This is a genomic window from Mycobacterium sp. E735 (genome assembly GCF_001666955.1).
GTDB lineage: Bacteria > Actinomycetota > Actinomycetes > Mycobacteriales > Mycobacteriaceae > Mycobacterium.
Genome location: NZ_LZIX01000285.1, coordinates 1 through 23,115, shown reverse-complemented (window position 1 = coordinate 23,115; position 23,115 = coordinate 1). Strand labels below are relative to the sequence as shown.

24 protein-coding genes, 2 pseudogenes and 1 riboswitch are annotated in these 23,115 nt (G+C 70.4%); of the genes and pseudogenes, 11 read left to right on the top strand and 15 right to left on the bottom strand.

Annotated features, from left to right (window positions below):
* Positions 1-10: 10 nt before the first annotated feature.
* Entirely contained in the window at positions 11-436 is a 426-nt protein-coding gene (locus A5704_RS23860) for a DUF2752 domain-containing protein (protein WP_067891401.1), read from the bottom strand.
* A gap of 15 nt (positions 437-451) precedes the next feature.
* Entirely contained in the window at positions 452-787 is a 336-nt protein-coding gene (locus tag A5704_RS23855) for a CD225/dispanin family protein (protein WP_046183018.1), read from the bottom strand.
* Between the two features lie 393 nt (positions 788-1,180).
* Between A5704_RS23855 and A5704_RS23850 the strand changes: the two genes are divergently transcribed.
* On the top strand, positions 1,181-1,705 hold the full coding sequence (locus A5704_RS23850; protein WP_067747869.1) for a serine/threonine protein kinase: 525 nt from the start codon (positions 1,181-1,183) through the stop codon (positions 1,703-1,705).
* 65 nt (positions 1,706-1,770) lie between these two features.
* Positions 1,771-2,292 carry a serine/threonine protein kinase gene (locus A5704_RS23845; RefSeq protein ID WP_067747867.1) on the top strand — a complete coding sequence of 174 codons (522 nt, stop codon included), beginning with the start codon at positions 1,771-1,773 and terminating at the stop codon, positions 2,290-2,292.
* 4 nt (positions 2,293-2,296) lie between these two features.
* Here A5704_RS23845 and A5704_RS23840 read toward each other — a convergent pair whose 3' ends face one another.
* Genes A5704_RS23840 through thiO form a run of 4 tightly spaced genes read right to left on the bottom strand, consistent with a single transcriptional unit; the run spans position 2,297 to position 5,010 of the window.
* Positions 2,297-3,055, bottom strand: coding sequence for an SGNH/GDSL hydrolase family protein (locus A5704_RS23840; RefSeq protein ID WP_067781147.1), 759 nt, complete (start codon positions 3,053-3,055; stop codon positions 2,297-2,299).
* On the bottom strand, positions 3,052-3,810 hold the full coding sequence (locus A5704_RS23835; RefSeq protein ID WP_067891398.1) for a thiazole synthase: 759 nt from the start codon (positions 3,808-3,810) through the stop codon (positions 3,052-3,054). The genes A5704_RS23840 and A5704_RS23835 overlap by 4 nt, the downstream gene beginning before the upstream one ends.
* Complete coding sequence (thiS, locus tag A5704_RS23830; RefSeq protein ID WP_067747861.1) at positions 3,803-4,000, bottom strand: sulfur carrier protein ThiS; 198 nt, start codon at positions 3,998-4,000, stop codon at positions 3,803-3,805. The genes A5704_RS23835 and thiS overlap by 8 nt, the downstream gene beginning before the upstream one ends.
* A complete protein-coding gene (thiO, locus tag A5704_RS23825) occupies positions 3,997-5,010 on the bottom strand; it encodes a glycine oxidase ThiO (protein ID WP_067747896.1) in 1,014 nt (337 codons plus the stop codon). Before thiO ends, thiS begins: the two co-directional genes overlap by 4 nt.
* Positions 5,011-5,012: 2 nt before the next feature.
* Positions 5,013-5,122: riboswitch (TPP riboswitch) on the bottom strand.
* A 36-nt stretch (positions 5,123-5,158) separates the two neighbouring features.
* On the opposite strand from thiO, the gene thiE reads away from it, so the two are divergent.
* Entirely contained in the window at positions 5,159-5,830 is a 672-nt protein-coding gene (thiE, locus tag A5704_RS23820) for a thiamine phosphate synthase (RefSeq protein ID WP_067891394.1), read from the top strand.
* On the opposite strand, the gene A5704_RS23815 is transcribed toward thiE, so the two are convergent.
* Entirely contained in the window at positions 5,802-6,437 is a 636-nt protein-coding gene (locus tag A5704_RS23815; RefSeq protein WP_067747857.1) for an NUDIX hydrolase, read from the bottom strand. The two genes, thiE and A5704_RS23815, sit on opposite strands and share 29 nt — an antisense overlap.
* Positions 6,438-6,571: 134 nt before the next feature.
* Here A5704_RS23815 and glnX point away from each other — a divergent pair, with 134 nt between their 5' ends.
* Genes glnX through A5704_RS23800 form a run of 3 tightly spaced genes read left to right on the top strand, consistent with a single transcriptional unit; the run spans position 6,572 to position 11,144 of the window.
* Positions 6,572-7,891 (top strand): protein kinase G-activating protein GlnX, encoded by a 1,320-nt coding sequence (gene glnX / locus A5704_RS23810; RefSeq protein WP_067747854.1) that lies wholly within the window; start codon positions 6,572-6,574, stop codon positions 7,889-7,891.
* Positions 7,888-8,868, top strand: a complete 981-nt coding sequence (locus tag A5704_RS23805) for a glutamate ABC transporter substrate-binding protein (protein ID WP_067891391.1) — start codon at positions 7,888-7,890, stop codon at positions 8,866-8,868. The genes glnX and A5704_RS23805 overlap by 4 nt, the downstream gene beginning before the upstream one ends.
* Positions 8,868-11,144 carry a serine/threonine-protein kinase PknG gene (locus A5704_RS23800; protein WP_067749955.1) on the top strand — a complete coding sequence of 759 codons (2,277 nt, stop codon included), beginning with the start codon at positions 8,868-8,870 and terminating at the stop codon, positions 11,142-11,144. Before A5704_RS23805 ends, A5704_RS23800 begins: the two co-directional genes overlap by 1 nt.
* Positions 11,145-11,217: 73 nt before the next feature.
* On the opposite strand, the gene A5704_RS23795 is transcribed toward A5704_RS23800, so the two are convergent.
* A complete protein-coding gene (locus A5704_RS23795; RefSeq protein WP_067749960.1) occupies positions 11,218-12,072 on the bottom strand; it encodes a DUF559 domain-containing protein in 855 nt (284 codons plus the stop codon).
* 84 nt (positions 12,073-12,156) lie between these two features.
* Here A5704_RS23795 and A5704_RS23790 point away from each other — a divergent pair, with 84 nt between their 5' ends.
* Together A5704_RS23790 and A5704_RS23785 are read left to right on the top strand one after the other, a co-directional pair.
* On the top strand, positions 12,157-13,470 hold the full coding sequence (locus tag A5704_RS23790) for a DUF1800 domain-containing protein (protein ID WP_067891388.1): 1,314 nt from the start codon (positions 12,157-12,159) through the stop codon (positions 13,468-13,470).
* A 10-nt stretch (positions 13,471-13,480) separates the two neighbouring features.
* Entirely contained in the window at positions 13,481-14,662 is a 1,182-nt protein-coding gene (locus tag A5704_RS23785; RefSeq protein WP_067891384.1) for a DUF1501 domain-containing protein, read from the top strand.
* Here the strand turns inward: A5704_RS23785 and A5704_RS23780 are convergent.
* Genes A5704_RS23780 through fgd form a run of 3 tightly spaced genes read right to left on the bottom strand, consistent with a single transcriptional unit; the run spans position 14,651 to position 18,882 of the window.
* Positions 14,651-15,787: an acetate kinase gene (locus A5704_RS23780; protein WP_067891404.1), complete on the bottom strand. Its 1,137-nt coding sequence runs from the start codon at positions 15,785-15,787 to the stop codon at positions 14,651-14,653. The two genes, A5704_RS23785 and A5704_RS23780, sit on opposite strands and share 12 nt — an antisense overlap.
* A gap of 13 nt (positions 15,788-15,800) precedes the next feature.
* Positions 15,801-17,879, bottom strand: coding sequence for a phosphate acetyltransferase (gene pta / locus A5704_RS23775; protein ID WP_067784532.1), 2,079 nt, complete (start codon positions 17,877-17,879; stop codon positions 15,801-15,803).
* Positions 17,872-18,882 carry a glucose-6-phosphate dehydrogenase (coenzyme-F420) gene (fgd, locus tag A5704_RS23770; RefSeq protein ID WP_067749946.1) on the bottom strand — a complete coding sequence of 337 codons (1,011 nt, stop codon included), beginning with the start codon at positions 18,880-18,882 and terminating at the stop codon, positions 17,872-17,874. The genes pta and fgd overlap by 8 nt, the downstream gene beginning before the upstream one ends.
* Positions 18,883-18,917: 35 nt before the next feature.
* Here fgd and A5704_RS23765 point away from each other — a divergent pair, with 35 nt between their 5' ends.
* Positions 18,918-19,658 (top strand): MBL fold metallo-hydrolase, encoded by a 741-nt coding sequence (locus A5704_RS23765; protein ID WP_067749945.1) that lies wholly within the window; start codon positions 18,918-18,920, stop codon positions 19,656-19,658.
* Between the two features lie 78 nt (positions 19,659-19,736).
* Here A5704_RS23765 and A5704_RS23760 read toward each other — a convergent pair whose 3' ends face one another.
* From A5704_RS23760 to A5704_RS23750, 3 genes are read right to left on the bottom strand one after another with little or no spacing between them, the layout of a single operon-like run.
* A complete protein-coding gene (locus A5704_RS23760; protein WP_067749944.1) occupies positions 19,737-20,243 on the bottom strand; it encodes a GNAT family N-acetyltransferase in 507 nt (168 codons plus the stop codon).
* 6 nt (positions 20,244-20,249) lie between these two features.
* Entirely contained in the window at positions 20,250-21,113 is an 864-nt protein-coding gene (locus A5704_RS23755) for a class I SAM-dependent methyltransferase (RefSeq protein ID WP_067749942.1), read from the bottom strand.
* A 2-nt stretch (positions 21,114-21,115) separates the two neighbouring features.
* Positions 21,116-21,478, bottom strand: a complete 363-nt coding sequence (locus A5704_RS23750) for a DUF3054 domain-containing protein (RefSeq protein WP_067749939.1) — start codon at positions 21,476-21,478, stop codon at positions 21,116-21,118.
* Between the two features lie 56 nt (positions 21,479-21,534).
* Between A5704_RS23750 and A5704_RS23745 the strand changes: the two genes are divergently transcribed.
* Positions 21,535-22,719 carry an acyl-CoA dehydrogenase family protein gene (locus tag A5704_RS23745; protein ID WP_067749935.1) on the top strand — a complete coding sequence of 395 codons (1,185 nt, stop codon included), beginning with the start codon at positions 21,535-21,537 and terminating at the stop codon, positions 22,717-22,719.
* Positions 22,720-22,752: 33 nt separating this feature from the next.
* Positions 22,753-23,043, top strand: a pseudogene (locus tag A5704_RS23740) (hypothetical protein); the annotation flags it as partial.
* Here the strand turns inward: A5704_RS23740 and A5704_RS29410 are convergent.
* A pseudogene (locus A5704_RS29410) lies at positions 23,034-23,115 on the bottom strand (hypothetical protein); the annotation flags it as partial. The pseudogenes A5704_RS23740 and A5704_RS29410 overlap by 10 nt on opposite strands.

Below are 23,115 nucleotides of genomic sequence, written 5' to 3'. Positions count from 1 at the left end.
ACGGGCGGTATCAGACGTACAGGGCGCTGAACGGTGCAAAGGGGATGTTGCGCACCACAAACCACGCCCCGACCAACACCATGGCCACCACGGCGGACCAGCGAGTGTGTTGCCAGCTGCGTATCCGCCTGCCCGCGAGCCGCCCGTAGGTCCAGGCGAGGTACGCCCACACCAAGAGCACGACAGCCGCCAGGCCCAAGGCGTTGAACCTGGCGGCCGCCGTGATGTTGCCGTGCATCAGGGAGTACAGCATTCGCAAGCTGCCACATCCCGGACAGTCGATACCCAACAGCGCCTTGGTGGGACACACCGGCAGCGGACCGTTGGGAGTGGTCGGGTCACCCGCCCAGATGGCGGCGCACATCAGCGTCGCGGACGCGGCCACCAGCAGTGGCGCGCCCACGCTCGACGGCGCCGACCCTTGGCGGGTCACCATGGTCGCGAACCGGGCTTAGAACATCGCGGCAAGTGCCGCATTGGTGTTCGTGTTCAGCGCGCCGACCGCCATCAGGATGCCGTAGATGATGCCCACGACGACGCCGATGACCGCCGACCAGATCACCCACTTCTTGGCGCTGTCGGCGGACGCCTGCGCCTCGGCGTAACGGCCCTGCGCCCAGAGCCCGTTGACCTGGCTGGATTTGACGATGGCCACGATCCCGAACGGAAGACAGCAGAACAGCGTCACCAGGATGGACCACACCAAATAGTTATTCGGCGCTTGCCCGGCGGGCTGCTGCGGCGGGTAACCAGGCGGCGGAGGGGGCGGTGCCGGTGGCTGTGTCATGGATTCTCCAGTCCCGAGAAGTTAGCTGGCGTGAAACGGTGCTAACCATACCCGAGCACAGTCGCGGCGGCACCAGCAATTTGAAAATCCCCTTTCGACCCGCCGCGGAACGTCGCTGCGGTCGCGCGGCGTTCAACCGCCGTTCTCCTGCCCGCCCCTTCCGCCGCCCAGCGCCGATGGCAAGGCACCATACGAAAGGGACTGAGCGGCATCGGCTTTCGGACTAGCCGGCATGCGGCCCCGCCGTGCCGCGTCACCGAAAAGGATGCCCAGACAGACAATTGCCAGCGGAATGTGTTGCTTTGTCACGACATAGCCCTACGATCCCTACTTAGCGGAAGCATGTTTCTCCGGTGAGCGACGCCGGCTCGACAACCGCCGAGGAGTCGTGGGATGTCCTATCTCAGCAACGCGTTGCGGGCCGTCGCGGCCGCGGCGCTCGCTGGCGGCGCCGCCTTCGCCGGCACGGCAACCGCCACCGCGGATCCCGCGAACACCGGTAACGCGTCGGACGTCAACACGCTTGCGGCATCGCTGTCAAAGGGCTACGGCCTGAACAACTGCACGGCCCAGAGCATCACCACCGGCGAACTGGCGTCGTTGGCGTGCGGGCAGAACCCCGACCCGAGCGGCCCGGTCCAGGCCAAGTACATCCTGTTCAACAACGGCGAAAACCTGGTCGGCTCGTTCAAGGCCAGCATCAAGGACGACGCGCTGAGCACGTGCGGCGACAGCGGCCAGTCGCCCACCAGCTGGCACCAGGGGAGCAACGGCAATGCCGGTCAGGTGGCCTGCGGGACATACCAGAACGCCGCCGAGATCATCTGGACCACCGATGCCAAGAACACATTGAGCTATATCCGCGGGCCGAACACCGACGCCGCGGCGCTGTACCAGTGGTGGCGGGCCAACGGCTGAAACTTCTGTTGGGGGGCAACAGTTTTCTGCATCACCCATCCAACAACCGCAGGGAGGCAACGAAAATGTCACATCTCACCACCGCGCTGCGAGCCGCGTCGGCCGCAGCTTTCACCGGATGTCTGGCTTTCGCCGGTAGCGCCATCGCGGTGGCGGAACCCAACACGGGCAGCGCCGCCGACATGAACACGCTGGCCGCCAACCTCTCGAAGGGCTACGGCCTCAACAACTGCAAGCCGCAGGAGCTGACCGAATCCGGCGAACTGGCCGAACTCCTGTGCGGGCAGAGCCCCGACCCCAGCGGACCCGGCTCCGGCGTCTACGCCCTGTTCTCCAACGGCACCAACCTGGGCGCCGCGTTCAGTTCCACCATCAAGGACGTGTCCCTGGCCGCGTGCGGGGACGCCGGGCAGTCACCGGGCACCTGGAAGCAGAACGGCCAGACGGGCGGCCAGATCGCCTGCGGCACCTACAAGAACTACGCGACGCTCACCTGGACCACCGACGCCAAGAACGTGTTGGGCCACCTCACCGCGGCCAACTCCGACGTCAATGCCCTCTACCAGTGGTGGCGCACGAACGGCTGACCCGTCACAACAGCGCCGACACCAGCTCGGCGACGGCGCGCATCCCGGCCGCGTTCGGGTGCAACGGCGCCGCTCGGCCCGGCAGCGGCACACCGGGTCTCGTGGTCCAAGGGTCACCCGACCACGCGTGATGTTCGCGGCTGGCCGCGGCGGCCCCGACGATCTCGCAGCCGGTCGCGATCGCCGCGTCGGCGGTGAGCCGCTCCAGCGTCGCGGCCACGTGGCGGCCCAGATCGGCATCCGCTTGCGAAAGCGGCGCGGCCGGCGCACCCGCGGGCGGCAGGACGGTCAGGTAGTCGACGAATAGGACCCGGGCCCGCGGTGCGCGCTCGCGCACCGCGTGTCCGACCCCGCACAACGATTCGAACACCGCGTCGAGCGCCTCGATCCGCGCGTCGCGGTCCAGCAGTTCGACAATGCGCGCACCGAGCAGTGGCAGCCGGCGGACGGGGCGCGGCAACGACGCGGCCATCAGCAGCGGAATGTAGCCGACGTCGTTGCCGCCGATCGTGATGGTCACCAGGCTTTCCGACCCGTTCAGCGCGGTGATCTGGGGTGGCGCGCCGCGCTGGTGATCGGCGAGCACGTGCGCGGTGGTCGCGCCGGAAAACGTGACGTCTACCAGGTCCAGGCCGCAGCGCCGCGCGACCAGGTGCGGGTAGTTGCGCGCCGACCGGCCCGAGCCCCAGGGAGCGCCTGCAGCGCGGGGCCTGATGCCGGGACCGGCTGCCATCGAACTGCCCAGCGCCACATAGCGTTTCATCGCTGAGGGCTGGAAGCCTGCGCCCAGAAGCGCTTGGGAATGCGCCCCGCACGGCGGGCCAGATAGCCCGCGTTGACGGCGGCGGCCATCGCGGCCGCCATCGTCGCCGGATCGGCGGCCCGGGTCACCGCGGTAGCCAAAAGTACGGCGTCGCAACCCAACTCCATCGCAAGCGCGGCGTCGCTCGCGGTGCCGATGCCGGCGTCGAGCACCACCGGGACGCCGGCGCGCGCGACTATCATCTCGATGTTGTGCGGGTTGGTGATGCCCAGGCCGGTGCCGATGGGCGACCCCAGCGGCATGACCGCCGCGCACCCGGCGTCCTCGAGCCGACGGGCAAGCACCGGGTCGTCGTTCGTGTAGGGCAGCACGACGAACCCGTCGTCGACCAATTGCTCCGCCGCCCGGACCAATTCGACCGCGTCGGGCAACAGCGTGCGCTCGTCGGCGATCACCTCCAGCTTGACCCAATTGGTGCTCAACGCCTCGCGGGCCAGCTGCGCGGTGAGCACCGCCTCCGCCGCGCTGCGGCAGCCCGCGGTGTTGGGCAGCGGTGTGATGCCGAGCCGGTTGAGCAGGTCGAGCAGGCCGGTACCGCCCTCGGCGTCGACCCGCCGCATCGCGACGGTGGTCAGCTCGGTACCCGACGCGACCAGCGCCTCCTCCAGGGCGGCCAGGCTGGTCGCTCCCCCGGTGCCCATGATCAGCCGCGAAGCGAAGCTGCGATCCCCGATGGTGAGTTTGGTTTCAGCCACCCTGCACCGCCGTCAGCACCTCGAGCCGAGAACCGTCGGAAAGCGTTGCGCTCCACCGGGATCGGGGCAGCACGGCGTCGTCCATCGCCACCGCGACGCCACGGTCCGGGTAGCCGAGCGACTCCAGCAGCGCGGCCACCGTGGTTCGCTCATCGACCTCGACCTTCCGCTCGTTGACCACGACGATCATGACCGGGCTCCGACCGGGGCCAGTTCGGACACGATCTGTTCGGCGGTCCACGGCGCCAGCAGGAAGCCGGACCGGCCGTGGCCGCCGGCCACCAGCGTCCGTTCGTCGAGGCGTTGCACCAGGGGAAGGTTGTCGGGCGTCATCGGCCGCAGCCCGGCGGCGCACTCGGCTAACTCGTATTCGCCGAGCGCCGGCAACACCGCGCAGGCGTCGTCGAGCAGGTCCCGCACCCCCGACACCACCGGGGCGGTGTCGCGCCCGTGTTCGTATTGGGTGGCGCCGACGACCACCCCGTCGGCGCGGGGAACCAGGTACACCTGGCGCCCGTGGACGCGGGCGCGAATGACGCGCTGCGGCACCGGCATACACCCACGCCGCCACCGCAACCGCAGCACCTCGCCCTTCACCGGCCGCACCGGCAGGCCCGGCCACAGCGCGGGGGCGTCGATCCCGTTGGCGATCACCACGGCGTCGCCGTCGACCGACAGGTCGCGCGCCGGCGGCGCCCAGCGCACGCCGAGGCGCTCGCACGCCGCGGACAGGCCGTCCAGCACCGCGCGGTTATCCACGGCCAGCTCGGTGGGCGCCCGAAAGCCATGCCGGATGCCTTGCGCCAGCAGCGGTTCCAGATCGCGGGCGGCCGACTCCCAGACCACGGGGTGCCCCTGCGCGGACAGCCAGTCGGCGACGGTGCGCAGGTCCGCGACGTCGGCCCGGTCGACCGCCACCACCAGGGACTCGCGGGCGGTGACCACTTGCGGCGGCAGCCCGTCGAGGAAGCCGCCCTCGCGCCACAGCCGCAGCGACTCGAGGCCCAGCCGCAGCAACCGCTCCTCGCCGGGCCAGCCTTCGCTGTGCGGGGCCAGCATGCCGCCGGCGACCCACGACGCGCCGTTCTCGGCGGTGCGGTGCACCCGCACCGACCACCCGGCCTGCGCCGCCCGGCGCGCCACCGCCAGGCCGATGACGCCGCCACCGATGACGGCCAGCGACCCGAGCTCCGATGGCATCCCGTCCATTCCGGGGGCCTCCCTTCGCCGGCATGACCCGGATCAGGTGTGACGGTAAGGGCAGGCGCGCCCACTCTCAGACCCCGTTCCCGGGACTCCCGTGTCTGCACGTTCTTCGGCCTCCACGCTAGCGCGCTAGCGTCGCGGTGTGCATCAGCGAGTTACCCGGCTGGCGGCCGCGCGGCTATATCTCTGCACCGACGCGCGCCGCGAGCGCGGCGATTTGGCCCAGTTCGCCGACGCCGCCCTGGCCGGCGGGGTCGACATCATCCAGCTGCGCGACAAGGGATCGCCCGGTGAGCAGCGATTCGGGCCCCTGGAGGCGCGCGACGAGCTGGCCGCGTGCGTGGTCCTGGCCGACGCGGCCAGGCGTCACCACGCGCTGTTCGCGGTGAACGATCGGGCCGACATCGCCCGCGCCGCCGGCGCCGACGTGCTGCACCTGGGGCAGGGCGACCTGCCGCTGGACGTGGCCCGCGAATTCCTCGGCCCGGACGTGCTGCTCGGCCTGTCCAGCCACGACGTCGACCAGGCCGCCGCTGCCGCCGAGGGCGAGGCCGACTACTTCTGCGTCGGCCCGTGCTGGCCCACCCCGACCAAGCCGGGCAGGGACGCCCCGGGCCTGGGGCTGGTGCGGGCGGCGGCCGGTTTCGGCGGCGACAAGCCGTGGTTCGCCATCGGCGGCATCGACGAGCAGCGGCTGCCGGAAGTGCTCGCCGCCGGCGCCCGGCGCATCGTGGTGGTGCGGGCGATCACCGCGGCCTCCGACCCGCGCGCGGCGGCGCAGCGGCTCAGCTCAGCGCTTGCAGCACGGAGCTGATGCGGGGATGCAGCGGCGCCGTGTCGGCCTGCAGCGGGGGGCCCGGCATGCACCAGACGAAGACGCCGGCCTCGATCTCGATCGTGCGCGGCAGGTGACGCCGTCGTTCGTCGCCCTGGCCCAGCGGCACCAGCGCTGTGGCGGTGCGCAGCCGTTGCCAGCTCGCCGCGAAGCCGGGGTGCAGCGGCAACTCGGCCACCTCGTCCTCGGCGACCCAGCGCATCTCGGCGCTCTCCCGGTTGGGCACGGTGGGCAGCGGCTCGGCCGCGTCGGCGACGACCGTGGTGTAGGTCCAGCGCGTGCCGCCGAGCCCGGCGACCTCGGCGGTGACCACCGCGGACCGCACGGTCAGCAGCTCGCCCTGCAGGCCGGCCTCCTCGTGCGCCTCGCGGACGGCCGTCTCCTCCGGGGTCTCGTGGCTGTCCCGCGCCCCGCCCGGAAGTCCCCAGGTCCCGCCCTGGTGGCTCCACACCGCGCGATGCTGCAACAGCACCGCGGGGGTGCCGTCCGGCCGCGGGGCGCGCAGCAGCAGACCCGCCGCGCCGAAACGGCCCCAATAGTGGGCGCCGCTGTCGGAAACCACCCAGCCGTCACCGTCGCCCTGCACGCGTTCAGGATATGCACGTGATCGGCTGGTCAATTGGTCTGCCTCCACCCATCTGCCGCGACATTCTCTTAGAATTCGCTTATAGAGTTTCGTGCAGCGTTCCAGTGGCCGCGAAAGATGAGGGCTGATTCGACGTGACGGTTGAGCTGGCGCACCCGTCGACGGAACCGCAGGGGTCGCGGTCGCCGGCCGAACCAGCCCACCCGCGTTGGTGGTTCATCTCCACCACACCCGGCCGCATCCTCAGCATCGGAATCGTGCTGGCCGTGCTCGGCGGCATCTGCGCCTTCGCCACGTCGACCACCATCAACCACCGCCAGCAGGTGCTGACCACGGTGCTCAACCACACCGAACCGCTGTCGTTCGCCGCCGGACGGCTCTACACGACCCTCTCGGTGGCCGACGCCGCGGCGGCCACGGCGTTCATCGCCGAGGCCGAGCCGCCGCCCGTCCGCCAGCGCTACGAGCAGGCCATCACCGACGCGACGGTGGCGGTGACCCGGGCGTCCAGCGGGCTGACCGACGAACCGCTGGTGCAGCTGCTGGGCCGGATCAACGCCGAGCTGGCCGTCTACACCGGCCTGATCGAAATCGCCCGCACCAACAACCGGGAGGGCAACCCGGTCGGTTCGTCGTACCTGTCGGAAGCCTCGGGGCTCATGCAGTCGACGATCCTGCCCGACGCGGCGCAGCTGTATCAGGCGACGTCGGAGCGGGTGGACGCCGAAACCACCGCGTCCACGCAGATTCCGGCGCCGGTCATCCTGGTGGTCACCGCGACCGCGGTCTTCGGCGCCTTCTCCCATCGGTGGCTGGCCCGGCGCACCAGGCGCCGGATCAACCCGGGACTGGTCGTGGGCGGCCTCGCTATTCTCGTCATGGTGGTATGGGTCGGAACTGCGCTAACGATCTCCACGGCCGCCAGCCGTAGCGCCAAGAACACCGCCGCGGACTCGCTGCGGATCGTGACCAACGTCGCGATCACCGCCCAGCAGGCCCGCGCCGACGAGACGCTGTCGCTGATCCGCCGCGGAGACGAGGAGAAGCGCAAGCAGTCGTTCTATCAGCGCATCGACTCCATGCACTCCCAGCTGGACCAGTACATGGTCCGCAGCGACGCCGTCGACAAGCCCGACCTGGAGGGCGCCGACCAGCTGCTGCTGCGCTGGCGGCAGGCCAACGACAGAATCAACTCCTACATCTCGGTGGGCAACTACCGCGCGGCCACGCAGGTGGCGCTCGGCAGCAGCGAGGACGACTCCACCCCGGCGTTCGACAAGCTCGAGGACCAGTTGGTGAAGGCCATCGACCAGAGCCGCAACCACCTGCGCAACGACGTCCTGAGCGCGCGCAGCGGGCTGTCCGGCGCCCAGGTGGGCGGCGTGGTGCTCAGCCTCGGCGCCGCCATCGCGGTGGCCCTGGGCCTGTGGCCCCGGCTGAGAGAGTATCGATGACGACGCGGCCGGGCCGGTTGCGGCGGGCGGGCGCCGCGCTCGCCGCGGTGGCCGCGGTCGCGGGCTGCTCGCACACGGAATCGCTGTCGGTTCCCAACGTGCCGACGTTGCCGCCGCCCACCCCGGTCGGCATGCAGCAGCTGCCGCCGGAGCCGCCACTGCCGGCCGACGACGCCAGCCAGAGCTGCGACCTGACCGCGAGCCTGCGGCCCTTCCCCACCAAGGCCGAGGCGGACGCAGCGGTCGCCGACATCCGCGCCCGCGGCCGGCTGATCGTCGGGCTCGACATCGGCAGCAACCTGTTCAGCTTCCGCGACCCGATCACCGGCGAGATCACCGGTTTCGACGTCGACATCGCCGGGGAGATCGCCCGCGACATCTTCGGCGCCCCGTCGCACGTCGAATACCGCATCCTGTCGTCCGACGAGCGCGTCACCGCCCTGCAGCACTCCGAAGTCGACGTGGTGGTCAAGACCATGACCATCACCTGCGACCGGCGCAAGCAGGTCAACTTCTCGACCGTCTACCTCGACGCCAACCAGCGCATCCTGACGCCGCGGGATTCCCCGATCGCCAAGGTGAGCGACCTGTCGGGTAAGCGGGTGTGCGTGGCCAAGGGCACCACGTCGCTGCACCGGATCCGCCAGATCGACCCGCCGCCGATCGTGGTGTCGGTGGTCAACTGGGCCGACTGCCTGGTGGCGATGCAGCAGCGCGAGATCGACGCCGTCAGCACCGACGACTCGATCCTGGCCGGGCTGGTCGAGGAGGACCCCTACCTGCACATCGTCGGACCCAACATGGCCACCCAGCCCTACGGCATCGGGGTCAACCTGACCAACACCGGGCTGGTCCGGTTCGTCAACGGCACCCTGGAGCGGATCCGCCGGGACGGCACGTGGAACACGTTGTACCGCAAGTGGTTGACGGTGCTGGGGCCCGCGCCCGCGCCACCGACGCCGAGGTATCTGGACTGATGGCCGAGTCGGAGAAGATCGAGCAGCCGGAAACCGGCGCCGACGAAAGCCCGGGCACCCAGCCGCCGGACACGCAGGGCGGCGGCCCGACCACGGGGCGCATCCAGGCCACCCAGGCGCTGTTCCGACCCGACTTCGAAGATGACGACGACGACTTTCCGCACATCTCGCTGGGCACCCTGGACAGCGATCCGCAAGACCGGGTGACGGTGGGGACGCGGGTGCTGCCACCGGTCCGCCACCTCGGCGGCGGCCTGGTCGAGATTCCGCGGGTGCGCGACATCGACCCGCTCGAGGCCCTGATGACCAGCCCGGTGGTGCCGGAGGGCAAGCGGTTCTGCTGGAACTGCGGGAAACCGGTCGGCCGGTCCGGCAAGGAGGGCAAGGGCAAGTCGGAGGGCTGGTGCCCCGCCTGCGGCAGCGCGTATTCGTTTCTGCCACAGCTGAACCCGGGTGACATCGTCGCCAACCAGTACGAGGTCAAGGGCTGCATCGCGCACGGCGGGCTGGGATGGGTGTACCTGGCGGTCGACCACAACGTCAACGACCGCCCGGTGGTGCTCAAGGGCCTGGTGCATTCGGGCGACGCCGAGGCGCAGGCGATCGCGATGGCCGAACGGCAGTTCCTCGCCGAGGTGGTCCACCCGCAGATCGTGCAGATCTTCAACTTCGTCGAGCACAAGGACCGCGGCGGCAACCCGGTCGGCTACATCGTCATGGAGTACATCGGCGGGCAGCCGCTCAAGCACGGCAAGGACAAGAAGCTCCCCGTCGCCGAGGCCATCGCCTACCTGCTGGAGATCCTGCCGGCGCTGACGTATCTGCACTCGATCGGCTTGGTCTACAACGACCTCAAGCCGGAGAACATCATGCTGACCGAGGAGCAGCTGAAGCTGATCGACCTGGGGGCGGTGTCGCGCGTCAACTCGTTCGGCTACCTCTACGGCACGCCGGGATTCCAGGCGCCCGAGATCGTGCGGACCGGCCCGACGGTCGCGACCGACATCTACACCGTGGGGCGCACCCTCGCGGCGCTGACGGTGAACCTGCCCACCCGCAACGGCCGCTACGTCGACGGCCTGCCCGACGACGACCCCGTGCTGGCGACCTACGACTCGTACCGGCGGTTGCTGCGCCGCGCCATTGACCCCGACCCGCGGCGCCGATTCGCCAGCACCGAAGAGTTGTCCGCCCAGCTGATGGGCGTGCTGCGGGAGGTCGTCGCCCAGGACACCGGCGTGCCGCGGCCGGGCCTGTCGACCATCTTCAGCCCGAGCCGCTCGACGTTCGGGGTGGACCTGCTGGTCGCGCACACCGACGTCTACCTGGACGGCCAGGTCCACTCGGAGCGGCTGACGGCCCGCGAGATCGTCACGGCGCTACAGGTGCCGCTGGTCGACCCGGCCGACGTCGCCGCCCCCGTGCTGCAGGCGACGGTCCTCTCTCAGCCGGTGCAGACCCTGGATTCGTTGCGCGCGGCCCGCCACGGCACGCTGGACGCCGACGGCGTCGAGGTGTCCGAGTCGACCGAGTTGCCGCTGATGGAGGTTCGCGCGCTGCTCGACCTGGGCGACGTGGCCAAGGCCACCCGGAAGCTGGACGACCTGGCCGAGCGGGTTGGCTGGCAGTGGCGGCTGGTTTGGTATCGGGCCGTCGCCGAGCTGCTCACCGGCGACTACGACTCCGCCAGAACGCATTTCACCGAGGTACTGGATACCTTCCCCGGCGAGCTGGCGCCCAAGCTGGCGTTGGCGGCCACCGCCGAGCTGGCCGGTGACGTCGACGAGCAGAGGTACTACCAGACGGTGTGGAAGACCAACGACGGGGTGATCTCGGCGGCCTTCGGGCTGGCCAGATGGCTGTCCGCCGAGGGCGATCGCGCCGGCGCGGTGCGCACGCTCGACGAGGTGCCGCCCACCTCAAGGCATTTCACCACCGCGCGGCTGACGAGTGCGGTGACCCTGCTGTCCGGCCGGTCGAAGAGCGAGATCACCGAGGAGGACATCCGCGACGCCGCCCGGCGGGTGGAGGCGCTGCCCCCGACCGAACCGCGGGTGCTGCAGATCCGCGCGCTGGTGCTGGGCTGTGCGATGGACTGGCTGGAGGACAACAGGGCCAGCACCAATCACATTCTGGGTTTCCCGTTCACCGAGCACGGGCTGCGCCTGGGCGTCGAGGCCGCGCTGCGCAACCTCGCCCGGGTGGCGCCCACCCAGCGGCACCGCTACGCGTTGGTGGACATGGCGAACCGGGTGCGGCCGACGAGCACGTTCTGAGTTGCGCCCTTGGCGCGATCGCATGTGCGTCCAGGGCGGCGACACGCCGTACGGCCCCACCCTGAGCGCACGCTCAAAGCCCTGAGCGCACACGCGATGCGGCCAGCGCGGCGCGAACCCGCCGCACGATCGCGGCCGGCCGGTCCTCGGCGACCACCCGGACGACGATCCAGCCCAACTCCTCGAGCATCTCGGCGCGCCGAATGTCCTTGACGTATTGCCGCCGGTCGGTGCGGTGTTGGTCGCCGTCGTATTCGACCGCCACCAGGTGCTCCTCCCAGCCCATGTCGAGGTAGGCGAAGGGAATGCCGTCGTCGGCTAGCACCGGGATCTGTGTTTGGGGCCGCGGCAGGCCACCGTCGATCAGGAGCAGCCGCAGGTAGCTCTCCCTGGGCGACTGCGACCCGGGGTCGAACAGCGCCAGCGCGGCTTCCAGGCGCCGCAGGCCGGGCGAGCCGGGATGGCATCCCGCGACGCGCAGCACGTCGTCGGCCTTGAAGCCCGTCGCCCGGGCCAGTGCGTCCAGCCGCGCGACGGCCGAGCGCACAGCCCCGCGCCGGCCGATGTCGAAGGCGGTGCGCTCGGGCGTGCTGACCGGGTAGCCGCCGACGAGCTGCGTCTCGCCGTCCAGCAGCACACCGCGCCGCGTCAGCACGCCGCGCGGCGGGCGGCCGTTGGCATGCGCCAGCTCGACGGGCACGTCGTCGGGAATCCATTCGGCGCCATGCAGTCTGGCGGCGGCGGCCCCGACCACCGTCGCCCTGCGCCCCGACCACAGCCAGGCCGCCCGGATGCGCAGCTCCAGCGAGAGCTGGGCGTCGTCGGGCAGGTAGACGTTCGGGAAGACGGGGCGGTAACGGGCCCGCAGTTCATGGCGGCTCAGCACGCCCGACCGCAGGGCCTCGCTGCCGAGGAAGGGTTGTTCCATGCCGGGAAGGTTCGCACCGCACCGCAGAGCCTCGTGTGCGGCCATCCACAGGGAAAACATAGGTCCATGCCGCAGAGTTGACCCATGCCTGGGCAGTCCACCGCATGGGTCAGCACGGCCCGCGCGCTACGGCGAGCCGGGTTCGGGGTGACCGGACCCGAGGTGGACGCCGCACTGGGCGGCGACTGGCCAACTTACGTCGATGCCATGCTGGCCGCGAATCCCGATGCCGACCCGGGAGCGATCGCCAGCCCGATGCCGACGTTGACGCCACCCCGACCGCCCGGAAAGTCCGCCGCGCCCGCGGCCCGCAAGCAGTACAACCAGCAGCTCTCCGAGCAGCAGCGCGCGTTGTCCGACTGGTGGCTGCACCGCATGGTCAGCGTGCGGCAGCCGCTTGGTGAGAAGCTGACCCTGTTGTGGCACAACCACTTCGCCACCTCCGCGCAGAAGGTCCGGGTCGCGGCGTACATGGCCGCACAGAACCAGAAGCTGCGCACCCTGTCGCTGGGCGACTTCCGCACCCTGGCCTACGCGATGCTGACCGACGCCGCGATGCTGCGCTGGCTGGACGGGCAGAGCAGCACCGCCAAGGCACCGAACGAGAACCTCGCTCGCGAGTTCATGGAGCTGTTCACGCTGGGACACGGCAACGGCTACACCGAGGACGACGTGCGCAACGGCGCCCGCGCGCTGACGGGCTGGCTGATCGGCGCCGACGGCAACACGACGCTGGCCCCGAAACGCCATGACGGCGCGGCCAAGACGCTGTTCGGGCAGACCCGTGACTTCGACGCCGCCGGGTTCTGCGACGCCGTGCTGGCCCAGCCGAAGTCGGCGGAGTACGTCGCGGGACGGTTGTGGCGACAGCTGGCCTCCGATGATCCGCCGTCGCGCCCCACGCTCGACAGGCTGGTCGCCGCGTACGGCCCCGGCCGGGACCTGCGTGCGCTGACCCGGGCGATCCTCACCGACGACGAGTTCGTCCACGGCCGGGCCACTGTCGTCAACCCGCCCGTCGAATGGCTCGTCGGCGTCATGCGCGCCCTGCGGGTGCCCCTCGACCCATCCACTCGAAAAGTCACCGACGCGACGTTGCACGCCCTCGGGCAGCGGCCGTTCTATCCGCCGAGCGTCGGCGGCTGGCCGCAGGGCCAGGTGTGGCTGTCCACCGCAAGCGCCGAGGCGCGGCTGCGGGCCGCCAACCGGCTCGCGCACGCCGGCGACCTGTCCGGCGTCGAAAGCGCCGCGCCCGGTGACCGCATCGACGCGGTCGGCTACCTGATCGGCGTCGGCGACTGGTCGGACCGGACCGCCGACGCGCTGCAACCCCTGGTGCGCAACCCGCCGCAACTGGTCGCCGCCGCGGTCAACACCCCCGAATACCTGACGTCCTAGCGAGAACACGATGCCCGAGATGAACCGCCGCAGATTCCTGGCCGCCAGCGCGGGTGTGGGCGCGGCCGGCCTGTTGTCGACGGCGGTGGCGGTCCGCTGGCCCGACCTGATGCGCGCCGCCGGGGACCGGCCGCTGGCCGACGGCGCGGGCGTGCTGGTGCTGGTCACGCTCTACGGCGGCAACGACGGGATCAACACCCTGATCCCCTACGCGGACAACGCGTATCACGACGCCCGGCCGGAACTGGCCTACGCCCCGGGCGACGTCCTGCACCTCGACGAGGCGCTTGGTCTCAACCCCGCCCTGAAGGGTCTGGCGCAGTTGTGGGGCCGGCGGCAGCTCGCCATCGTGCGGGGAGTGGGTTATCCGCGGCCCGACCACAGCCACTTCCGGTCCATGGATATCTGGCAGACGGCGTCTCCCGCCGAGCCCGTGTCGACGGGCTGGATCGGCCGCTGGCTCGACGCCACCGGCGACGACCCGCTGCGGGCGGTCAACATCGGTCCCGTGCTTCCGCCACTCGCGGTGGGCGAAAAGCACACCGCCGCCGCGCTTTCCACGGCCCCGGAGCCGACCGGACAGGGCCTCGACACGCTGATGGGCGCGCTCGGCGCCGAGGACCGCGACGACACCCCGGCGATGGCCGCGGTGTGCAAGGCCTACCGGGCCGCCCGCACCACCGCCAACGCCTTCGAATCGGTGAAAGCCGCAGGAAACCAAGGTAACTCCCTGTCCGCACAACTGAGCCTGGTGGCCGAGGCGGTCCAGGCCCGCGTGCCGACACGGGTCTACACGGTGCAATTGGGCGGCTTCGACACGCACGCCGGGGAACGGGCCACGCAGCAGCGGCTGCTCGCGACGTTCGATGAGGCGGTGACCTCGTTCCTGCAGCGGGTCGCCGGCCGCAACGTCGTCGTGCTGGCGTATTCGGAGTTCGGCCGCCGGGTGCGCGCCAACGCGTCCCAGGGCACCGATCACGGCACCGCCGGTCCCGTCTTCGTCGCGGGCGCGCCCGTTCGGGGCGGCTTCTACGGCGACGAACCCAGCCTCACCGACCTCGATAACGGGGACCTGAAGTACACCACCGACTTTCGCGACGTGTACCACGAGCTGCTCTCGCGGACCGTGGGGACGGATCCCGCGCCGTCGGTGGGCGCCGGGCGGAAGAGCCTCGGCTTCCTAACCGCTTAGCGCGCTCACGCAGTCGCGGGCGATGGCCAGTTCCTCGTTGGTCGGGATCACCAGCACGGCGATCGGAGATTCGTCGGCGGAGATCTGCCGGGCACCCTTGCCGCCGCCGAGGTTGCGGCGCTCGTCGAGCACGATGCCCAGCTCCTCCAGGCCCGCCACCGCGTCGCGGCGGACCGCCGCGTCGTTCTCCCCGATGCCGGCGGTGAAGCTGATGACGTCGGTGTGTCCCAGCACCGCCAGGTAGGCGCCGATGTATTTGCGCAGCCGATGGGTGAACACGCCGTAGGCCAATTGCGCTGCGGCGTCGCCGGATTCGATCATGGTGCGCAGCCGCCGGAAGTCGCGCTCGCCCGACAGCCCGACCACCCCGGACCGCTGGTTGAGCATGGATTCCACCTCGTCGACGCCCATTTTGGCGACGTGGCAGAGGTAGCTGACGATGCTGGGGTCGATGTCGCCGCTGCGGGTGCCCATCACCAGACCCTCCAGCGGCGTCAGGCCCATCGACGTGTCCAGCGGCCTGCTACCGGCGATCGCCGACGCCGAGCAGCCGTTACCCAGGTGCAGCACAATCTGTTTCAGGCCGCCCAGCGGCCGGTCCAGGAAGGCGGCGGCCTGCTGGCTCACATAGCGGTGCGACGTGCCGTGAAACCCGTAACGGCGGATCTTCCAGCGTTCGGCCAAGCTGCGGTCGATCGCATAGGTCGCGGCGGCGGGCGGCATGTCGTGGAAGAACGCCGTGTCAAAGACCGCGATGTGCGGGACATCGGGCAGCAGCTTGCGGGCCACCTCGATTCCCTTGACCGCCGGCGGGTTGTGCAGCGGCGCCAGTTCGGACAATTCGTCGAGCTTGCGGATCACCGCGTCGTCCACCGGCGTCGGCTTGTAGAAGGTGTTGCCGCCGTGTACGACTCGGTGGCCCACCGCCACCAGTCCGCAATTCCCGAGGTCGATCCCCTTCTCGGACAGCGCGTCAAAGGCCTGGCGCAGCGCCGCGTCGTGGTCGTGAACCGGTGACGACTCCTCCCCGATCCGTTCGACGTTGCCGGTCGCGCGGGCGACACCCGAATCCGGTTCGACCAACTGGTATTTCAGCGACGACGAGCCGGAGTTGATCACCAGCACGGCCCGGTTCGCGCTAGTCACGGACGTCCTGGGCCTGGATCGCGGTGATGGCAACGGTATTCACGATGTCTTCGACCAGCGCGCCGCGGGACAGGTCGTTCACCGGCTTGCGCAGGCCCTGCAGCACCGGCCCGATGGCGATCGCCCCGGCGCTGCGCTGCACGGCCTTGTAGGTGTTGTTGCCGGTGTTGAGGTCGGGGAACACCAGCACGGTGGCACGGCCGGCCACCGGCGAGCCACGCAGCTTGGTGGCCGCGACGGACGGTTCGATCGCGGCGTCGTACTGGATGGGCCCCTCGACCGGCAGCTCCGGCGCCCGCCGGCGCACCAATTCGGTTGCGGTTCTGACCTTGTCGACGTCGGCACCGGTGCCCGACTCGCCGGTCGAGTACGACAGCATCGCCACCCGCGGTTCGATGCCGAATTGCGATGCGGTGCGGGCGGAGGAGATCGCGATGTCGGCCAGTTGCTCCGGCGTCGGGTTCGGGATGATGGCGCAGTCGCCATAGGCCAGCACCCGGTCGGGCAGGCACATCAGGAAGATGCTGGACACCGTCGAGACGTCGGGCACGGTCTTGATGATCTCGAAGGCCGGCCGAACCGTGTGCGCCGTGGTGTGGGCGGCGCCCGACACCATGCCGTCGACCATGCCGTTGTAGACCATCATCGTGCCGAAATACGTGGCGTCGCGCATGATCTCGCGGGCGTGCTCGGCGGTGACACCCTTGGCCTTGCGCAGCTCGGCGTACTGATCGGCGAACCGGGAGCGGAGGTCGCTGGTGCGCGGGTCGATCACCTGCGCGCCGTCGAGGTCCACCCCGAGCTCCCCCGAGCGCTGCCGGATCTGCGCTTCGTCGCCCAGCACGGTGAGGTCGGCGACGCGGCGCTGCAGCACCCGGCCGGCCGACTTGAGGATGCGGTCGTCGTCCCCCTCGGGCAGGACGATGTGCTTGCGATCCGCCCGCGCCTGCAGCGTCAGGCGGTGGATGAACATCTGCGGCGTGGTCACGGTGGGAATCGGAATGGCAAGCTGTTCAAGCAGATCCGGGACGTCGACGTAGCGGTCCATCAGCTCCAGCGCGGTGTCGATCTTGCGCAGCGAGTTCGCCGTGACGCGGCCGCGCGCCGCCGCGGCGGCGCTGGCCGCGTCGTAGGTGCCCAGCGTGGTGGCGATGATCGGCAGCCGCAGCCGCAGCCCGGCGACCAGCGCCGCGATGGAAGGGTGCAGCTGGAAGCCGCCGTTGAGGACGATGCAGGACAGCGACGGAAACCCTTCGGCCCCATGGGCGCTCGCCACGGCCAACACCACGTCCGACCGGTCGCCGGGGGTGATCACCGCCATGCCGTCGCTCAGCCGTTCCAGCACGTGGTCGGCGGTCATGCCGGCGACCAGCACGCCGGTGACCTCGCGTTCGCGCAGCGACGCCTCACCGCTGACCGGCGTTCCGCCGACGGCCTTTTCGAGTTCGGCCACCGTCGGAGCCGACAGCAGCGGCTCCTCGGGCAGCACGTAGCTGCGCTGGGTGAAGGCCTCCAGCGCTTCGGCGACCTCGTCCAGCTGAGCCGGTTCACAGCGGTTGGCGACCACCGCGGCGGCGTGGGCGCGCTGGTTGGACAGCTCGGCCAGGCACGCCGCGACGACGCCGGCCACCTCGTCGGGGGTCCGGCCCCGGCCGCTGACCGTGAGCAGCACGGGCGCACCGAGGTTGACGGCGATCCGGGCGTTGACGGAGAGCTCGGCCGGCCGCGCGACGTCGGTGTAGTCGCTGCCCACGATCACCACCGCGTCGCAGTCGTCGGCCATCGCGTGATAGGCGTCGACGATGGTGGCGATCGCGGCGTCGGTGTCGGCGTGCAGTTGCTGATACGTGACGCCGACGCACTGCTCGTAGGGCACGCCCGCGGTGGTGTGCTGCAGCAGCAGATCCAGGATGTAGTCGTGGTCCTTGCCGTCGGGCACGCGCGTGATGGGCCGGAACACACCCACTTTGGCGACGGTCGCGGTCAGGCGGTGCAGCAGCCCGAGCGCGAGCGTCGACTTGCCGGTCTCCGGTTCCGGAGCGGCGATGTAGATGGCCGAGGGTTCAGGCAAGTCGCCGCAGCCTGGGGGCCAGGTCCTTTTCGAAGAGCTCGAGGAACCGGCGCTGGTCGTGGCCGGGCGCGTGGAACACCAGGTGGTTGAGCCCCCAGTCGACGTAGTCCTTGACCTTTTCGACGGCCTCGTCGGGGTCCGACGCGACGATCCAGCGCTTGGTGATCTGCTCGATCGGGAGCGCGTCGGCGGCCTTCTCCATCTCGATCGGGTCGTCGATGCTGTGCTTCTGCTCGGCGGTCAGCGACAGCGGCGCCCAGAACCGGGTGTTCTCGCGGGCCAGCTCCGGGTCGGTGTCGTAGGAGATCTTGATCTCGATCATCCGGTCGATCTCATCCGCGTTCTTGCCCGCCGCTTCGGCGCCCTCGCGCATCGCGGGGATGAGCTTGTCCTTGTAGAGCTCTTCGCCCTTGCCGGAGGTGCAGATGAATCCGTCGCCTGCGCGCCCGGCGTACTTGGCCACCTGCGGTCCGCCCGCGGCGATGTAGATCGGGATGCCGCCCTCGGGCACGTCGTAGATCGAGGCGCCCTTCGTCTTGTAGTACTCGCCGTCGAAGTCGACGCGGTCGCCGAGCCACAGTTCGCGCATCAGCCGCACCGACTCGCGCAGCCGCGCGTAGCGTTCCTTGAACTCGGGCCACTCGCCCTCGTATCCGGTGGCGATCTCGTTCAGCGCCTCGCCGGTTCCCACACCGAGGAAGATGCGGTTCGGGTAAAGGCAGCCCATGGTGGCGAAGGCCTGGGCGATGACGGCGGGGTTGTACCGGAAGGTCGGCGTCAACACCGAGGTGCCCAGCACGATCCGCTTGGTGCGTTCGCCGACGGCGGTCATCCAGGCCAGCGAGAAGGGGGCGTGCCCGCCCTTGTGCCGCCAGGGCTGGAAGTGATCGCTGACGGTTGCGCTGTCCATGCCGTGCGCTTCGGCGGCGACGGCGAGTTCGACGAGCTCGCGCGGTGCGAATTGTTCGGCGGATGCCTTGTATCCAAGTTTCAGTTCAGCCACGGGTCATTTCTACTCCTCCGCCTACACTCGCGGGCATGGCGGAGCTCGTTCAAGTCACCGACCGGGTTCACCTCGCCCAGGGCGAGGCGGTCAACTGGACTCTGGTCACCGACGACAACGGCGTGATGCTGATCGACGCCGGCTATCCCGGCGACCGCCAGGACGTGCTGGCCTCGCTGTCCGCGCTGGGCTTCGGCCCGGACGACGTGCGCGCCATCGTGTTGACGCACGCACACATCGACCACCTGGGCACCGCGATCTGGTTCGCCGACGCGCACGGCATCCCGGTTTACTGCCACGCGGACGAGGTGGGGCACGCGAAGCGGGAGTACCTCGAGCAGGTGTCTATTGTCGATGTGGCGCTGCGCATTTGGCGGCCCCGGTGGGCCAAGTGGACGGCCCACGTGGTCCGCAGCGGCGGCCTGATCCGCGACGGCATCCCGACCGCTCGGGCGTTGACCGCGGAGCTGGCCGCGAGCCTGCCGGGCCAACCGAGCCCGGTCTTCAGCCCCGGCCACACCAACGGGCACTGCTCGTATCTGGTCGACGGTGTGCTGGTCAGTGGCGACGCCCTCATCACCGGGCACCCACTACTGCGCCGCAGCGGGCCGCAACTGCTGCCGGCGATCTTCAGCTACAACCAACAGGACTGCATCCGCACCCTGTCCGCGCTCGCGCTGCTGGAGACCGAGGTCCTGCTGCCGGGCCACGGCGACGTGTGGCGGGGGCCGATTCGGGAGGCGACCGCGGCGGCCCTCGCGCTCGCCGAAAGCTGAAGCCTGGTGGCGCCGAGTGTGGGCCCTGGGTACACCAACGGCCCGAAATTCGTCCGTAGACCCCACACTCGGTGAAACTCACTGACCGTCGAGAACCAGCCATTTCTCGAAGGCGATCGGGACGAACGGTCCCCAGGACGGCAGCGGATCGGCGGGCACCCGGGTATACCCGGTCGCGTCGTACAGCGCCTCGGCCTCGGGTTGCCGGTTGCCGGTGATCAGGTACAGCCGCCGATACCCGCGCGCGGCGGCCTCGGCCTCCAGCGCCGCGAGCAGGATTCGGGCGTAACCGCGCCGCCGGTGCGCGCGGTCGGTCCAAATGCGTTTGAGTTCGGCGGTCTCGGCGTCGTACCGCCGAAAGGCGCCGCCGGTGACGGGCACGCCGTCGAGCACCCCGATCAGCAGCCCACCGTCCGGCGCGGCCAGCTCCGCCTCCGGCACCGGCAGCCAGGACAAGTGCGTGCTCGGCGTGCCGCCGTAGCGCTGCGCGTACTCGTCGGCCAGCTCGGCCAGCAGGGGCTGCGCCAGCGGATCGTTGTGCGTGGCCGACACGAACCGCAGCGCTGATTGGTCAGAACCCGGCATGAACGTCTAAACCCTTGTGGCGGTGAGGTATTCCGGGACGAAGTCCGTCCCCCCACGCGGGGGCGCCGGCAGCCCCATCGCGCCCGACAGGTCGCCGACGCTGCGCTGCGCCGTCACCCAGCCGTTGGCGCCCAGATACTCGGGGACGTAGTGGTATCGGCCCGGATGCGTCAGGCTGGCCAGGTCGATCTCCACGCCGTGGCGGCGCCAGCCGTCGACGAAGGACCGCTCCGCCTCCAGGAGCAGGGGGGTCCAGGTGGGCATGTGATCGCAGGCGAGCCGGCTGCCGGCGGCGCTCATCGCGGTGACGCCCTGCAGCACCCGGTCCTGCAGTGCCGGCGTCAGGTAGCCGATGAGCAACTGCTCGGCGACCCACACCGTGGGCGCGGCGGCGTCGAAGCCGACGCGCCGCAGCGCGGCCGGCCAATCCTGGTGCAGGTCGACGCCGACCGCGCGCCGGCTCGCGGTCAGTTCGGCGCCCTGGTCGCGCAGCACTTCGGCTTTGAAGTCGAGCACCTCGGGCCGGTCGATCTCGTAAACCGTCGTCCCGGGCGGCCACCACAACCGGTACGGCCGGGTGTCCATGCCGGACACCAACAGCACCACCTGACGAAAGCCCGCCCCGACGGCATCGGCGACGAACTCGTCGACGAACCGGGTGTGCGCCGCGCAGAGGTCCAGGAACCTCGGGCCGCCCGCGTCGTCCGCGGCGAACCGGTCGTCGTCGATCACGCGGGCGAGCGGGTCCACCCCGGCGGCGCGCACCAACGGCTCGGCGAACGGATCGCTCAGCAGCCCCCTGTTGGTGGCGACCGCGCGCGCGGCGGCGCCGAATGCCGCGGTCACCGCCACGCCCGCCGCCGTTGCCATGGTCAGACGCCGGACCGGCGCCGCACGGTCAGCCCGACGACCGCCCGCCAGCCGAGCAACAACAGCGCGGTGACCGACGCCGCCACCACCACGAAACTGGCCGCGACGCCCGCGGAACTCAGCTTGCGCAACACCATGCCGACCACCACCGTGCACAGCCACACGACCACCCCGGTGGGCATCAACGCGGTCGGGCGCCGCCAGGCGCGGGACGCCAGCCACCCGACGGCGGTTCCGGTGAGGAACGGCCACGCGGTGGTGGCCACCCCGGCGATGTCGAGTCCTTCGTCGTGGCTACGACGCCCAGCCGCGCAGAAGACCAGCACACAGGCGACGTCCACGACGAGCCACACTGGCCGTCGCATGCAGCGAGACTACCGGCCGGGCCTGCCGAGGGCGGCCTAGTGGCAGGCTGAAGGCCATGAGCACCAAAAAGCCTCCCGCCTTCGACCGGTATGACCCCTTGGGCCTGGACGCCTCCCTGTCCAGCGACGAGCTCGCGGTGCGCGACACCGTCAGAGAGTTCTGCGCCGAACACGTCCTGCCCTACGTCGCGGAGTGGTTCGAGATCGGCGACCTGCCGGTGCGGGAACTCGCCAAGGGATTCGGCCAGCTCGGCCTGCTGGGCATGCACCTGGAGGGCTACGGCTGCGGCGGCGCCTCGTCGGTGCACTACGGCCTGGCCTGTACCGAGCTCGAGGCCGCAGACTCCGGAATTCGGTCGATGGTCTCGGTGCAGGGGTCGTTGGCGATGTTCGCGATCTGGAATTTCGGGTCCGAGCAGCAGAAGCAGGAGTGGTTGCCGGGCATGGCCACCGGCGAACTGCTGGGGTGCTTCGGGCTGACCGAACCCGACGTGGGGTCCGACCCGGCCGCGATGAAAACCCGCGCCCGCCGCGATGGTTCGGATTGGGTGCTGAACGGCCGCAAACTGTGGATCACCAACGGCTCGGTCGCCGATGTCGCGGTGGTGTGGGCGGCCACCGACGACGGCGTCCGCGGTTTCATCGTCCCCACCAAGACGCCCGGCTTCTCGGCGAACACCATCCACCACAAGCTGTCGCTGCGCGCCTCTATCACCAGCGAGCTGGTGCTCGACGACGTGCGGGTGCCCGATTCGGCGATGCTGCCCGAGGCGAAGGGCCTGCGGGGGCCGCTGTCGTGCTTGTCCGAGGCGCGCTACGGCATCATCTGGGGTTCGATGGGCGCGGCGCGGTCGGCATGGCAGGCCGCGCTCGACTACGCCACGCAGCGCACCCAATTCGGGCGCCCGATCGCCGGATTTCAATTGACCCAGGCGAAACTCGTCGACATGGCGGTCGAGCTGCACAAGGGTCAGCTGCTGTCGCTGCACCTGGGCCGCCTCAAGGACGGCGTCGGCCTGCGACCCGAGCAGGTCAGCTTCGGCAAGCTGAACAACACCCGGGAGGCCATCAAGATCTGCCGCACCGCGCGAACCATCCTGGGCGGCAACGGGATATCGCTGGAATACCCGGTGATCCGGCACATGGTCAACCTGGAGTCGGTGCTCACCTACGAGGGCACACCCGAGATGCACCAGCTGGTGCTCGGCCAGGCGTTCACCGGCAGCGACGCCTTCCGCTGACACGGGCCGCGCACACGTGCTGGAATGAGGGGCATGAGACTCACCGCGCTCCGCCGGGCGCTGGCGGCGCTGGCGCTGGGCGCCGTCGCCGGTGTCGCGCCGGCGGGCGCCGATCCCGGTTCCGCGCTGCCCCCGATGACGTCGAGCGGCGGCGGCCCGATCATCGGCGGCGGCAGCAACCCCGGGATCGCGCAGCAGTTGTTCAGCTTCGGCACGCCCAACGTGCAGGAGGTCGACGGCCCGGACGCCGCACAATTCATCACGGCCGCCGCTGCGAGCCCCAATTCCCAACTGGCGGCGCCCTTCTCGCTGATGCGGCGCGCGCCGGCGGCGACGATGAGGCTGTCGAAGGGCGTCACGGTCTCCATGCCCATCAGGTGCGACGTCACGGTCTTG